15 protein-coding genes are annotated in these 12,782 nt (G+C 53.5%); 10 read left to right on the plus strand and 5 right to left on the minus strand.

The features are described from left to right. Positions 1 to 3: 3 nt before the first annotated feature. Together LQ229_RS05450 and lipB are read left to right on the plus strand one after the other, a co-directional pair. Positions 4 to 1,359, plus strand: coding sequence for a dihydrolipoamide acetyltransferase family protein (locus tag LQ229_RS05450; protein ID WP_230191131.1), 1,356 nt, complete (start codon positions 4 to 6; stop codon positions 1,357 to 1,359). 22 nt (positions 1,360 to 1,381) lie between these two features. After that, on the plus strand, positions 1,382 to 2,071 hold the full coding sequence (lipB, locus tag LQ229_RS05455) for a lipoyl(octanoyl) transferase LipB (protein WP_230191132.1): 690 nt from the start codon (positions 1,382 to 1,384) through the stop codon (positions 2,069 to 2,071). Here lipB and prli42 read toward each other — a convergent pair. Further along, positions 2,063 to 2,167: a stressosome-associated protein Prli42 gene (gene prli42 / locus LQ229_RS05460; RefSeq protein WP_216538738.1), complete on the minus strand. Its 105-nt coding sequence runs from the start codon at positions 2,165 to 2,167 to the stop codon at positions 2,063 to 2,065. The two genes, lipB and prli42, sit on opposite strands and share 9 nt — an antisense overlap. 112 nt (positions 2,168 to 2,279) lie before the next feature. Between prli42 and LQ229_RS05465 the strand changes: the two genes are divergently transcribed. Next, entirely contained in the window at positions 2,280 to 3,413 is a 1,134-nt protein-coding gene (locus LQ229_RS05465; RefSeq protein ID WP_216538737.1) for a M20/M25/M40 family metallo-hydrolase, read from the plus strand. Between the two features lie 47 nt (positions 3,414 to 3,460). Here LQ229_RS05465 and LQ229_RS05470 read toward each other — a convergent pair whose 3' ends face one another. From LQ229_RS05470 to mciZ, 3 genes are all read right to left on the minus strand, one after another. Further along, positions 3,461 to 4,705 (minus strand): MFS transporter, encoded by a 1,245-nt coding sequence (locus tag LQ229_RS05470; protein WP_230191133.1) that lies wholly within the window; start codon positions 4,703 to 4,705, stop codon positions 3,461 to 3,463. A gap of 76 nt (positions 4,706 to 4,781) precedes the next feature. Beyond that, complete coding sequence (locus LQ229_RS05475; RefSeq protein ID WP_230191134.1) at positions 4,782 to 5,375, minus strand: TetR/AcrR family transcriptional regulator; 594 nt, start codon at positions 5,373 to 5,375, stop codon at positions 4,782 to 4,784. 85 nt (positions 5,376 to 5,460) lie between these two features. Continuing rightward, on the minus strand, positions 5,461 to 5,610 hold the full coding sequence (gene mciZ, locus LQ229_RS05480; RefSeq protein WP_230191135.1) for a Z-ring formation inhibitor MciZ: 150 nt from the start codon (positions 5,608 to 5,610) through the stop codon (positions 5,461 to 5,463). 65 nt (positions 5,611 to 5,675) lie between these two features. Here mciZ and LQ229_RS05485 point away from each other — a divergent pair, with 65 nt between their 5' ends. The 4 genes from LQ229_RS05485 to LQ229_RS05500 all read left to right on the plus strand — a co-directional run bounded on the left by LQ229_RS05485 (position 5,676) and on the right by LQ229_RS05500 (position 8,780). Beyond that, positions 5,676 to 6,281 (plus strand): NUDIX hydrolase, encoded by a 606-nt coding sequence (locus LQ229_RS05485; RefSeq protein ID WP_230191198.1) that lies wholly within the window; start codon positions 5,676 to 5,678, stop codon positions 6,279 to 6,281. 14 nt (positions 6,282 to 6,295) lie between these two features. Continuing rightward, positions 6,296 to 7,522, plus strand: coding sequence for an endonuclease Q family protein (locus tag LQ229_RS05490; RefSeq protein WP_230191199.1), 1,227 nt, complete (start codon positions 6,296 to 6,298; stop codon positions 7,520 to 7,522). Positions 7,523 to 7,591: 69 nt separating this feature from the next. Further along, positions 7,592 to 8,236, plus strand: coding sequence for a stage II sporulation protein M (spoIIM, locus tag LQ229_RS05495; protein ID WP_230191136.1), 645 nt, complete (start codon positions 7,592 to 7,594; stop codon positions 8,234 to 8,236). A gap of 88 nt (positions 8,237 to 8,324) precedes the next feature. Then, complete coding sequence (locus LQ229_RS05500) at positions 8,325 to 8,780, plus strand: Fur family transcriptional regulator (RefSeq protein WP_216538732.1); 456 nt, start codon at positions 8,325 to 8,327, stop codon at positions 8,778 to 8,780. A 50-nt stretch (positions 8,781 to 8,830) separates the two neighbouring features. Here LQ229_RS05500 and LQ229_RS05505 read toward each other — a convergent pair whose 3' ends face one another. After that, the gene (locus tag LQ229_RS05505; RefSeq protein ID WP_230191137.1) at positions 8,831 to 10,036 is read right to left on the minus strand and encodes a S8 family peptidase; all 1,206 of its coding nucleotides are present in this window, start codon (positions 10,034 to 10,036) and stop codon (positions 8,831 to 8,833) included. Between the two features lie 263 nt (positions 10,037 to 10,299). On the opposite strand from LQ229_RS05505, the gene ald reads away from it, so the two are divergent. The 3 genes from ald (at position 10,300) to xerD (ending at position 12,771) form a co-directional block, all read left to right on the plus strand. Further along, complete coding sequence (ald, locus tag LQ229_RS05510; protein ID WP_216538730.1) at positions 10,300 to 11,409, plus strand: alanine dehydrogenase; 1,110 nt, start codon at positions 10,300 to 10,302, stop codon at positions 11,407 to 11,409. A gap of 97 nt (positions 11,410 to 11,506) precedes the next feature. Further along, positions 11,507 to 11,743, plus strand: a complete 237-nt coding sequence (locus tag LQ229_RS05515; RefSeq protein ID WP_216539801.1) for a YqzK family protein — start codon at positions 11,507 to 11,509, stop codon at positions 11,741 to 11,743. Between the two features lie 125 nt (positions 11,744 to 11,868). After that, positions 11,869 to 12,771, plus strand: coding sequence for a site-specific tyrosine recombinase XerD (gene xerD, locus LQ229_RS05520; protein WP_216539802.1), 903 nt, complete (start codon positions 11,869 to 11,871; stop codon positions 12,769 to 12,771). The last annotated feature ends 11 nt before the right edge of the window (positions 12,772 to 12,782 follow it).

The raw sequence follows: 12,782 nt of genomic DNA on the forward strand, positions 1-12,782 counted from the left end.
AACATGTCATCGAATAAAGGGCTAGTAGAAGTTGCCATGCCGCAGTTCGCGGAATCCCTTGTCTCGGCTACCATCGGCAAATGGCTGAAAAAGCCGGGCGATACGGTCGAGCAGTACGAGCCGGTGTGCGAAGTGATCACCGATAAAGTGAATGCGGAGCTGCCTTCGACGGTAACCGGCGTTTTGAAAGAAATTTGGGTCGAAGAGGGCCAAACGGTCGATGTCGGCACGCCGATCTGTGTCATCGAAACGGCCGGAGGGAATCATGAAGGCGAGGCGCAAACGGCAATCGCGCCGCCTGCCGCTTCCGCGGCTCCGAAGGGCGGCGATCAGAGCATGCGCAGTCGATATTCGCCGGCGGTTCAGCAACTGGCAGCCGAGCACGGCATCGATTTGCGGCAAGTCCCCGGAACGGGATTGGGGGGACGAATTACGCGCAAAGACGTTTTGAGCTACATTGAAAACGGCAAACCGGCTCCGGCGCCAACGCATGCCGGCTCTGCCGCCGGCGGATTCGCGGGTGCGCCGGCCGCTTCCGCGGGGATCGACGAAATGGCGTTAGCCGCCAAAGCCCCTGTGCGCCATTCCGGGCTGCATTTGTCCGAAACGCCGAAAATTCCGCATATTGAAGTAGAGGGCCAGAACAACTTCGGCGGAGGTCGGGGAGAATACTTTATCGACGTTACCCCAATCCGGAATACGATCGCTACCCGAATGCGCCAAAGCGTTGCGGAAATTCCGCATGCTTGGACGATGATCGAAGCGGACGTCACGAATTTGGTATTATTAAGAAATAAATATAAAGACGAATTTATGCGCAATGAAGGCGTTAATTTGACTTATCTCGCCTTTTTCCTTAAAGCGGTCGTCAACGCCATTAAAGATTATCCGATTATGAATTCGGTGTGGGCGGTTGACAAAATTATCGTGAAACGCGATATCAATTTATCGCTCGCCGTCGGTACGGAGGATTCGGTGTTGACGCCTGTCATTAAAAAAGCGGATCAAATGAACATCGCCGGATTGGCGCGCGAAAGCTACGAATTGGCGAAGAAAACGCGGGAAGGCAAGCTGTCGATTAACGATATGCAAGGCGGAACGTTTACGGTGAACAACACCGGTTCGTTCGGATCCATCTTATCTTATCCGATTATCAACTACCCGCAGGCGGCGATTGTAACCTTCGAATCGATCGTCAAGAAGCCTGTCGTGATCAACGATATGATCGCCGTTCGCTCGATGGCGAACATTTGCTTATCATTGGATCACCGGATTTTGGACGGCGTCATTTGCGGCCGTTTCCTGCAGCGCTTGAAAGACAATCTGGAAAGCTACGACCTCGATACGCAATTGTATTAAAAGGAAGGAACGTGCAGCGAAGATGAGCAAGCAATTGGACGTAAGCTATTTTCCATTACTCGATTATGCGGAAGCTTGGGAGATGCAGAAATCTCTAGTCAAGGAAATCGACGGAGCGAAGCGGAATGAGACGCTGCTGCTCTTGCAGCATCCGGCCACCTTTACGATCGGTTCGCAGAAGCATCCCGAGCATCTGCTCTGGAACGAACAACAATTGCGCGATAAAGGCATCGCGGTATTCGAAATCGATCGCGGAGGCGATATTACGTATCACGGGCCGGGGCAACTCGTCGGCTATCCGCTGCTTGCGCTCGACGCCGAGAATATGGATCTGCACGGATATTTGCGGAACTTGGAGCAAGTCATTATCAATTACTTGGCGAAATTCGGCATTACAGGCGGGCGCAAGCCGGAATATACCGGCGTTTGGGTCGGCAACGAGAAGATTGCCGCCATTGGCGTCAAATTCAATAAGCGCCGGCAGCGCCGAGGGTTTATTACGAGCCATGGGTTCGCCTTTAACGTTGCATCGGGGATTCAGCATGAAGGCTTCACCGGAATCATTCCGTGCGGGATCGAGGAATACGGCGTCACATCGCTTGAGGATTGTACCGGGCAGCGATTCGCCGTGCAGGATGTGGCAAGGGAACTGCTGCCCTGCTTCGTCGAAGTGTTCGGTTACGAACCTGTGATCGAAGGCGGACTAGTATAAAAGCGGTTCGACCAGAATCAGCAATGTGGATACGACCATGGCGAGCAGCATTAAGTAAATGACGAGACGGAACCAAAATTTTCTTCTTTTATTCATGAACGTTTCTCCTTTGCAATATAATACGGAAGTTTTGAAGTTAGGCATGCGGTCCAAGAATAACATCGGACAAATCTATTGTAACCTATCTGGTCGATTGGAGGAAAGTCGCATGATCGTGCAAGACCGAATTGTGCAACAACTTGTTGAACTGGTGCAGATCGACAGCGAAACGCGAAACGAACGGGCCATATGCGATGCATTAATCGAAAAGTTCAACGAACTCGGCCTATCCGTCGATGAGGACGATACCGCTGCGCGCACCGGGCACGGGGCGGGCAATTTATTCGCCGTCCTGGAAGCGACGCCGGGACAGTCGGACGTCCCGACCGTGTTCTTCACGGCCCATATGGACACGGTGGCCCCTGGCCAAGGCATCAAACCGGTTATCGGCGCGGACGGGTACATACGCAGCGACGGCACAACGATCCTGGGCTCGGACGATAAAGCCGGTTTGGCCGCGATTCTCGAAGCGATTCGAGTGCTGCGGGAACAGGACATACCGCACGGCAAAATACAGTTTGTCATTACGGTTGGGGAAGAATTAGGTCTGGTAGGCTCGCGCGCAATCGACCGCAATCGTCTGGAAGCGAAATTCGGCTTTGCGCTCGATTCCAACGGCGAAATTGGCGAAATTGCCGTGTCCGCTCCGGCGCGGGCGGAAATTACGATGAAAGTATTCGGGAAATCGGCGCATGCCGGCGTCAACCCCGAGGATGGAATCAGCGCGGTGCAGGTGGCAAGCAAGGCGATTTCGCGGATGTCGCTTGGCCGCATCGATAAGGACACAACCGCTAATATCGGACGCTTCGAAGGCGGCGGCGCCACGAATATCGTGTGCGATTTCGTGAAGATTGACGCCGAGGCGCGCAGCATGGAGCAGGCTAAGCTCGACCGCCAACTGGCGGCGATGAAGGAAGCGCTGGAATCCGCGGCGGCGGAATTCGGCGCGCGCGCCGAATTTATAAGCAATCTCGCATACCCGGCATTCCGCCTTACGGATGACGATGAGGTCGTCCGACTCACGTCCGCGGCGATCGCGAGCATCGGCAGGCAGCCGAGCACGTTCCAGACCGGAGGCGGCAGCGATGCCAACATTTTTAACGGGATGGGCATTCCGACCGTCAATTTGGCCGTCGGTTACGAGGACATCCATACGACCAATGAACGCATCAAGATCGAAAACTTGGTGAAGACAGCCGAGATGGTCGTGGCGATCGTGCGGGAAACGGCGAAGCGACGGTAGAAATATGCGGGACTGAGCGGGCGCTCAGTCCTTTTGTTGATCGCAGCTTACAGAGCCGATCTTTTTCCGTCGGCGGTTTGCGCAGCGGTAGGATTGTCGGAGGCTTCCGATATTTTAAATTTTAACGAGTACAACGCGGCGATGGCGATCATTGCGGCGGACACAAAATATGCCGTCATGAGGGACGTCGATTTCATAATGAACCCGGACGAGGCGGACCCGAGCAGAATGCCTCCCGTAATAATCGGAGCAAGAATGCCGCTCGTCCGCCCGACATATTTCTCTTCGACCCATTGGATCATAAACATGTTCATCACGATTTGAAAAAAAGCTTGGATCATGCCGACCAGAAAACGCATCGATCCCGTCAGCACAACGGAACGGGACAGCACCTCCACGGCAATCGACGCCGCCAGCGCCAAAATGCCGGCAAACATGACAAGCTTGGCATGCGAGCGCAGCCATTCCGAGCTTCCCGCCGCAACGGCGCCGCCGATTAGAAGCCCGATTCCCGCCAAAGCGTAAAACCATTGCAAACTTTCTTTTTCCAATCCAAGCCGTTCCATTAAAATGTAAACGTCCAACGGTTCGATGAGGCCGATCCCGAGTCCGAACAGCGCCATCACGACAGCCAACACCGTCAAGTTGCGATGATTGAGAACATAGACGAGTCCTTCGCGCATATCGCGGATTAACGAAGAAGACGTCTCGGACGAATCGCGGGGCGAAGGGGGGAGGGCGAACTGAATGAGCGCCGCGGATGCAAACAAAATCATTAACGCGATCATCGAGTAATGAATGCCGAGCGAAGTATAGATCAACGTTCCGATCATCGGCCCGACGATGAGAAATATGGACATCAACCCTTGCGTGATGCCGATCGCAATCCCGACTTGCGCATCGGGAATATGCCGTTTGAACAAGATCGCCGAAGAAGGCTGAGAAAATTGGCTGACGACAGCGGAAACGACCGTAGCGACGAATGCCGCTTGCCATATGCCAGAGACGATACAAATCAAAATAACGGCGATCGAAGCGGAACTCAACAAATCGCCTGCGATGACCGTTTTCTTCGGATTCCAGCGGTCCGCCAGCGTTCCGCCGACGATCGAGAATAGAAAGATCGGCAATAATTGAAATACGGTAATCAAAGATACGGCTACAGGGTCGTTATTTGTTTGTTCCATCACGTAGAACAGTATTGCGATGTTTCGAATCCAAATGCCCAATTGTTGGATGAGGTCGGCTATTGCTACGATTCGAAATACTTTGTTTTGGATAAGTGATTTCATACATGATCCCCTTTCGTCACAATTAATCTGACCATTCAGTTTAATTAATTGCAAAAATAAAACGGAAAAAGCGCTGTTAGGGCCTGATTCCGTTTAAAAAAACGTCGATCGCCTTGCGATGCAACGCCACTACTTTATCATAGGACGGCTCTCTTATTAAGATTGACCCAACACCTGCAAGCATGCCGAACAAAATATCGGTCAACTCGTCCGCGTCGTCCTGTTTAAACTCGCCGGCGTTCATGCCATCCTGCAACACTTTGATGAAAATCGGTCTTGGCATGTAAGAGATTTGTATAATGGAATCCAGCACTTCCGGATCGGCTCCGCGGCTGCCGGTGAATTCCTCTCCGGCTTTCATCAACGGATTGTTAAAGTCATCCGCGAAATGTTCCGCCAAACGGTAGAGCCGTTCCGTTTCGGTTCGAAGCGGGGCGGAAATCGCATTCCACTTATCGATCCATTCGTTCATGTTGATGTCCAACAAAGTAATAAACAACTGTTCTTTGCTCTTAAAGTGATAGTAAATGCTGCCTTTGCTGATACCGGAGCGGATGCGGATTTCTTCCATCGAGACGGCGCCGTAGCCTTTTTGGCTGAACAATTCTTTGGCGCATTGAATGATGACGCTTTTCGTTTGTTCCGTTTCCTCCGGCCGTCGTCTGGCCATGACATCGACCTCTTTCCTAATAATCTGACTGTTCAGTTTAATAACAGAATACAGGAAAGCGCCGGAAAATGCAATCATGGAGGGGCTATCGCCTTTCAGGCCCCAATCGGCGTTCCAATTCGCGCCGCAGGCTGGCGTTCGGTCCGCTCCGTTTCGCCCATTGCCGGAGATGATGGCGTATTTCCCATGCTTTGCCTACAAGCCTCATTTGGTTGGACGCGATATAACTTTTCATACGAAAGTCTCCTTCTCTTGCCCGGATTTGATATAATAACAACGTATGCTATGTTTGGACAAGTTATGCGAACCGGCAACAACGTAGAATTGCCATTGGAGGTGCAAGCTGTGAACAATCATCGAAAATTCGAAGAAAAGACGATTAAGACCGAGAAAATCTTTCAAGGAAATATCATATCGCTGCAAGTCGATACGGTAACGCTGCCGAACGGGAAGCAGGCGACGAGGGAAATTGTGAAGCATCCGGGCGCGGTAGCCGTGCTCGCGCTGCATGACGACCGAATGATCGTCGTCGAGCAATACCGGAAGCCGCTGGGCAGAAGCGAAGTGGAAATTCCGGCGGGCAAGCTGGATCCGGGAGAAGAGCCGCATCGCGCGGCCGAGCGCGAATTGGAGGAAGAGACGGGCTACCGCTGCGAATCGCTGCGGCTCATCAACTCCTTCTATACGTCCCCGGGATTTGCCGACGAAATCATCCATTTGTATCTTGCGGAAGGGTTGGTTCCGGGCGCCATGCGGCTGGACGAGGACGAATTTCTCGAATGCGAAAGCCTTACGCTCGAAGAGGCGCAGCAATATATCGCCGAAGGGAAAATTAGCGACGCGAAAACGATATTGGCGGTATACGCTTGGCAGATATACCGGTTGACGGGGCAGATCGGATCATGAGCGGCCAAGAATCGATGCCGAACCGTTCGGAGCGGGAAGGATCGCAGGCTCGCAATAAAGCGGGATTGCGTTCGTTCTATGCCGATTTGCATATTCATATCGGAAGAACCGGCAAGGGCAATGCGGTCAAAATTAGCGGCAGCAAAGATCTTACGTTCGCGAATATCGCGCACGAAGCGTCGGAACGCAAAGGGATCGAATTGATCGGCATAATCGATTGCCATGCGCCGTCGGTGCAAGACGATATTATCCGCTGTCTCGACAACGGCGAAATGCATGAGCTTCAGGACGGCGGCATCCGCTACCGCGATACGACGATTCTGCTCGGCAGCGAAATTGAAGTGCGCGATCCGGGAATGGGCGAAGCGCATGTGCTGGTCTACTTCGCCAAGCTTGAGACGATACGGGAATTTACGCTCTGGATGTCGCAGCATATGAAAAATGTGGAGCTCAGCTCGCAACGCATTTACGTGCCGGCAAGAAGGCTGCAGGAGGAAGTCGCCGCGCGCGGCGGATTGTTCGTTCCGGCACATATTTTCACGCCGCATAAAGGGATTTACGGAAGCGCCTCGACCCGTATGGCGGATCTGCTTCATCCGGACTTGATCGCGGGAGCCGAACTCGGCTTGAGCGCGGATTCGGAAATGGCCGGCTATATTGCCGAACTGGATCCGTATCCGTTGTTGACGAACTCGGATGCGCATTCGCTTGGGAAAATCGGGCGGGAATATAACGAACTTCTGCTGCGTGAGCCAACGTTCGCCGAATTCCGCCTTGCGCTCGCGGGGAGGGAAGGCCGGCGGATTGCCGCCAACTACGGTTTGAACCCGCGGCTCGGCAAATACCATCGTTCCTCATGCATCCAGTGCGACTCCATTATCGACGAGCGGGAGCATGCGCATGTCCGCTGTCCGTATTGCGGCAGCGTCAAGCTGGTGCATGGGGTGCTGGACCGCATTCTCTATATCGCCGACAGGGAAACGCCGCGGGTGCCCGCGCATCGGCCGCCATACCGTTATCAAGTTCCGCTCGACTTCATCCCCGGATTGGGCAAAAGCAAGTTGAACGCGCTGCTCGCGCGATTCGGCACCGAGATGAACATCCTGCACCGGGCGGAACTTGCGGAAATTAGCGGCATCGTCGGCGAGCAAATCGCGGAGCATATTATTCAAGCGCGCAACGGCACGCTGGGCATCTCTTCCGGCGGCGGAGGCTCATACGGCAAAGTCCTTCGCTCGTAAAGGTCATAGTTTGGCCGCTTCTCTCATATTTTAATAGAAATAGACAAGAAGAGAGGAGCCGGAAAACGGATGCAGCCGCTGCGCAACTATTTGAAAGATCAGATGATTTTGTATGTTTTTGTGTCCGTCTTATTCGTCGTAGGCGTCGTGTTCGGATCGCTGATGGTGAACGCGCTGTCCCTGGACCAACAGCAGGAACTCGGCCGTTATTTGGGCCACTTTTTCAGCACCGTCGATCAAGGAGGGGTGAGCGGAGAGAGCGCGTTTTGGGATACCGCGATGGGCCATGTGAAGTGGATTGCGATCATTTGGATTTTGGGACTGTCCGTGGTTGGGCTTCCGTTCATCCTAGTGCTTGATTTTTTGAAAGGGGTGCTTGTCGGCTTTACCGTCGGGTATTTCGTCGGGCAATATTCGTGGAAGGGATTGTTGTTCGCGCTTGTGTCGGTCGCTCCGCAAAATATTATCGTCATACCGGGCATTATTATAAGCAGTGTAGCGGCGATCGGCTTTTCGCTGTACATGCTCAGAAACCGGGTGCTCACGCAGCGCAGAGGGCAGATCAAGCAGCCGTTTGTGTCATACTCCGCATTAACGCTGACGATGGCCGTCGCGATGGTCGGCATCGCCTTGTTCGAAGCGTGGGTTTCTCCTGTTATGATGCGATGGGTTGCGCCGATGCTGCTTGAGAGCGTGGCCATGGTACGAATCTAGCAAAATGTTTGACTTTAATTGCGTTATCCCCCTATAATGAAAGCAATGATAAAGGAACGCGTGAATGCCGGCAAAAGGGGGCGTACAGATGGAAGCACGAATCGAGAAAATAAAACAGCAGCTTCAGTCGCAAGGCTATAAATTGACGCCGCAGCGCGAAGCGACGGTGAGGGTGCTGTTGGAGAACGAGGACGATCATCTGAGCGCGGAAGATGTGTTTATGTTGGTAAAAGACAAGGCGCCGGAAATCGGCTTGGCCACCGTCTATCGTACGCTTGAATTGCTTAGCGAGCTGCATGTCGTAGAGAAATTGAATTTCGGCGACGGTGTGGCTCGGTATGATTTAAGGACGGACAGCAGCAAACATCATCATCACCATTTGATATGCGTGCAATGCGGCGCGATGGATGAAATTCGCGAAGATTGGCTATTGCCGCTCGAAGAACGGTTGGAGAAAGAATTTCATTTTACGGTGATCGATCACCGTCTCGATTTTCAAGGAATTTGCCATCGCTGCAATGCGAAAGCGAAATCGGAGGAGTAACGACCTCTATCACTCATGAGAAGGCCCGACGGAATGCATGTCGGGCCTTCTCATATCCGATTTTTGCGTTTGGCGGGCCGGCGATTCCTTACATTCGCGCGGAGCGTCGGCGAGCGCAGCTTCACCGTCCGCGGTTTCGCCGCATGCAGATTTGCATGCACCCTGTCTGCGGCGCGGTCTGCTTGGACAAGACCGCTGCCTTGCGCTCTTCGCGAAGATCCGCTGAGATGGAGCGCGGTGGAAGCGAGAAGGTTGCGGATTTGCGAAGGCGAAAGGCGCGGATTCAGCCGCAGCAACAATGCGGCGCTTCCGGACACGTGAGGGGCGGCCATCGACGTGCCCGAGCGCGTGCCCGTCCCTTTGCCGACCTTCAGCGACAAAATGTCGACCCCGGGCGCGGCCACGTCGACTTCTTGGCCGCGGCTGCTGAAGGAAGCGATTTTGTTGTTTCGGTTGGACGCCGCCACGGCGATCGTCTCCGGATATCTGGCGGGCTCGTCGATGCGGGTTGCATCGGACCCGTTATTGCCGGCCGATGCGACGACGACGATACCATGCCGATTCGCTCTGCGTATGCTTCTACGGAGAGCGGGACTGTTGCCGATAATGCCGAAACTCATATTGATAACATCCATGCGACGATCGATACACCATTCGACGCCTTCGATAATATCGGAAACGAAGCCGTTGCCGTTCTGATCCAACGCCTTAACGGCATATAATTTGGCGCGGGGCGCCACCCCGGTTATACCGCTGTTTATGCCGCGCGCCGCCGCGGTTCCGGCGACATGAGTCCCATGTCCGTTATCGTCGTGGAAGGAGTTTCGCGGATTGATCGTATTGATGCCTCCGGCAACTTTCAGATCCGGGTTCGGACCGATGCCCGTATCAATGACGCCGATCCGGATACTCTCTCCCGTCGAACGCGGCCATACGCTCGGAGAGCCGATGCGGCGCACGCCCCAAGGAGTACTGGAGCCGCTGACGCGCGCTCCTTTCCGCTTTGGAAAACCATGCGCCCTCGCTTTGACATCGGCTTCGACCCGCCGAATTTTGGAATGGTTTTGGGCCACTTGCGAAACTTTATTGCGGTCAACGTGGCAACATACCATATTCAGCGATTTAATTGTTTTAATCGGGGTTATTCCGTTTTTTTTCAAGAGCCGTATATACTGGAAGTAGCTTTTGCGGTCTTTTAGAATGATAAGTTGCCGCGTCGTTTGCTTGGACGGTTTGGCATGAATCATCGCTAACATTCGATCACGCTTACGCATTTCTTCTCCGCCTTTATATCGTAATTTCGTCTCGTCATTTACTCTATGTGGACGAAAGCCGCTTTGTGATTGCTATTCGCGGCCATATCAAGGCATGGCGGAGAAACGGGCATCTATCACACATAATCGGGCGGCCGATTGGAGAACGTATAATAGGAAAAGAAAGCGGTTGTTATTCTGGGTTTGCAAACATAGGTTGAAGTATCCGGTTCATGAATTCGGTTATAAGGAAGGAAGCGAAAGGCATGAAGATCGGGATACCGAAAGAAATAAAAAATAATGAGTTCCGGGTTTCGTTGACGCCGGCCGGAGCAAGCGCGCTAAGCGGCGCAGGCCATCAGGTGCTGGTCGAGCGGGGAGCAGGCGCGGGGAGCGGATTTGCCGACGACGAATATGCGGCGGAAGGGGCGGCCATCGTACCGTCCGCTCCGGACGTATGGACGCAGGCCGATATGATCATGAAAGTGAAGGAACCGCTGCCCGAAGAATACGGTTATTTCCGCAAAGGGCAAGTATTGTTCACATTCCTGCATCTGGCTGCTGCGGACGCTTTGGCGGAAGCGTTGATCCGCAGCCAAGTAACGGGGATCGCTTATGAGACGATTCAGCTTCCGGGCGGCGGCTTGCCGCTGCTTACGCCGATGAGCGAAGTGGCGGGACGCATGTCCGTTCAGGTCGGCGCCCGTTTCTTAGAAGCGTATTACGGAGGGCGGGGCATGCTGCTTGGGGGCGTGCCGGGAGTGCCGCCTGCCGACGTCGTCATCATCGGCGGCGGAACGGTCGGGACGAATGCCGCCAAGATGGCGCTTGGCCTAGGCGCTAGCGTTACAATCGTCGAAAGAAGCGCGGATCGGCTGCGTTATTTGGACGATATCTTCGGCGGCCGAATTCGGACGGTCATGTCGAATCCGTATCATATCGCGCGCGAAACGCAAAGGGCCGATTTGTTGATCGGTTCGGTGCTCGTACCCGGCGCGAGGGCGCCCAAGCTCGTCAGCGAAGCGATGGTGGCGAAGATGAAGAAAGGCGCCGTCATCGTCGATGTCGCCGTCGACCAAGGCGGTTCCATCGAGACGATCGACCGGGTAACGACGCATGACAATCCGGTATACGAGAAATACGGCGTCATCCATTATGCCGTAGCGAATATGCCCGGCGCGGTCCCCCATACGTCGACGTTCGCCCTGACGAACGCCACATTGCCTTATGCGTTGGAAATCGCCGGCAAAGGCGTGGAACGCGCAATCCGGGAGAACGCCGCCTTGATGCAAGGCGTCAATACGTATAACGGCAAAGTGACGCATCAAGCGGTCGCCCAGGCGCTCGGCCGAACGTACGAACCGCTGTTGCCGTAACGAACAACCCGTCTTTTGTGCGCATTGACCGGCATAATTTACGGGACATGTTCATACGATGTGGTAATTCATTTCAATAAGCTACGGAGGGCGAGTTATGGTAGTTTCCGTGCGCAAATGGTTGGAACGGCTGCGGTTTCTTATCCTTTTTGTCGCATTGACTTATTTGATGATTTACTTAATCGGATTGCTGAGCGATTGGATTGCGCCTGTCGACCGTTATCGCGAGCCTCAAGGCAAGGCGGTCAAAGTATTCCGGCAAGTACCGATGGAGGATTTAACCGCCGCTACGATGGCGGACCGGCTGCGGCTTTTCTATTGGTATGGAGAGTAAAATGCGCTGCGGGCAGGAAATCGGCGATCGTTGTTGAACTACTATTATGTGGTTGTTCAAATGCCAAGTCGACGTGATGGAATACGCATGTCAAGAACTACAAAATGTTTAGGAGTTTTCTTCGGATGAACGAACATTTGCAAGCCTTCATGCATTTTCTCGAAGAGGAAAAAGGCCTGTCCAGCAGCACTTTGAAATCATATGAAAACGATTTGCTGCAGTTTCTGCATTTTTTGCAGGAAAAGAAAGAAGTTGAGTCGATGTCCGACATCCATAAGCCGGATATCGTTCAATATTTGTATGAATTGAAGCAGCGCGGACGCGCTACGGCGACGTTAAACCGCAACATTGTATCGATCCGCTCTTTTTTTCATTATTTGATCAAAGAAAGAGTCATCCAGCAGGATCCGGCGTTTGATCTGGAAACGCCGAAGTTGGTGAAGAAAGCGCCTGTCGTATTGTCGGTTGAAGAAATCGAACGGCTGCTCGAAGCGCCAAAGCCCGATACCGTTCAAGGCATTCGCGACAAGGCGATGCTCGAAACGTTATATGCGACCGGCATTCGGGTTTCGGAGTTGATCTCGCTCGATCTCGATCATATTTATCCCGATTTGGGCTTTATACGGTGCATCGGCAATCAGGGCAAAGAACGAATCGTTCCTCTGGGGCGGGTCGCTTCGCGCTGTTTGACCGTTTATTTGGAGCGTGCGCGGGAAAGTCTCTTGAAGGGAAGAAGCGGGGAGCGGGCGCTGTTTATCAATCAATTGGGCACAAGGCTGACGCGGCAAGGATTTTGGAAAATTATTAAAAAGCATGCGCGGGAAGCGGATATCGTCCACGATATTACTCCGCATACGCTGCGCCATTCCTTCGCCGTGCATTTGCTTGCGGGCGGCGCGGATTTGCGTTCGGTTCAGGAAATGCTCGGACATGCGGACATATCGACAACGCAAATTTATACGCAGATGGCGAAGAAGAGCATGAAGGAAGTATACGAGCAAGCGCATCCGCGCGCAGGCGCGAGATAGCTCGACATACA

It is taken from the genome of Paenibacillus sp. CECT 9249, from assembly GCF_918697855.1.
Taxonomy (GTDB): domain Bacteria; phylum Bacillota; class Bacilli; order Paenibacillales; family Paenibacillaceae; genus MSJ-34.

Excerpts from the sequence above, each read along its gene's own strand:
- LQ229_RS05450 (WP_230191131.1), top strand. The coding sequence starts at position 4 with ATGTCATCGAATAAAGGGCTAGTAGAAGTTGCCATGCCGCAGTTCGCG.
- lipB (WP_230191132.1), top strand. The coding sequence starts at position 1,382 with ATGAGCAAGCAATTGGACGTAAGCTATTTTCCATTACTCGATTATGCG.
- prli42 (WP_216538738.1), bottom strand. The coding sequence starts at position 2,167 with ATGAATAAAAGAAGAAAATTTTGGTTCCGTCTCGTCATTTACTTAATG.
- LQ229_RS05465 (WP_216538737.1), top strand. The coding sequence starts at position 2,280 with ATGATCGTGCAAGACCGAATTGTGCAACAACTTGTTGAACTGGTGCAG.
- LQ229_RS05470 (WP_230191133.1), bottom strand. The coding sequence starts at position 4,705 with ATGAAATCACTTATCCAAAACAAAGTATTTCGAATCGTAGCAATAGCC.
- LQ229_RS05475 (WP_230191134.1), bottom strand. The coding sequence starts at position 5,375 with ATGGCCAGACGACGGCCGGAGGAAACGGAACAAACGAAAAGCGTCATC.
- mciZ (WP_230191135.1), bottom strand. The coding sequence starts at position 5,610 with ATGAAAAGTTATATCGCGTCCAACCAAATGAGGCTTGTAGGCAAAGCA.
- LQ229_RS05485 (WP_230191198.1), top strand. The coding sequence starts at position 5,676 with ATGCGAACCGGCAACAACGTAGAATTGCCATTGGAGGTGCAAGCTGTG.
- LQ229_RS05490 (WP_230191199.1), top strand. The coding sequence starts at position 6,296 with ATGCCGAACCGTTCGGAGCGGGAAGGATCGCAGGCTCGCAATAAAGCG.
- spoIIM (WP_230191136.1), top strand. The coding sequence starts at position 7,592 with ATGCAGCCGCTGCGCAACTATTTGAAAGATCAGATGATTTTGTATGTT.
- LQ229_RS05500 (WP_216538732.1), top strand. The coding sequence starts at position 8,325 with ATGGAAGCACGAATCGAGAAAATAAAACAGCAGCTTCAGTCGCAAGGC.
- LQ229_RS05505 (WP_230191137.1), bottom strand. The coding sequence starts at position 10,036 with ATGTTAGCGATGATTCATGCCAAACCGTCCAAGCAAACGACGCGGCAA.
- ald (WP_216538730.1), top strand. The coding sequence starts at position 10,300 with ATGAAGATCGGGATACCGAAAGAAATAAAAAATAATGAGTTCCGGGTT.
- LQ229_RS05515 (WP_216539801.1), top strand. The coding sequence starts at position 11,507 with ATGGTAGTTTCCGTGCGCAAATGGTTGGAACGGCTGCGGTTTCTTATC.
- xerD (WP_216539802.1), top strand. The coding sequence starts at position 11,869 with ATGAACGAACATTTGCAAGCCTTCATGCATTTTCTCGAAGAGGAAAAA.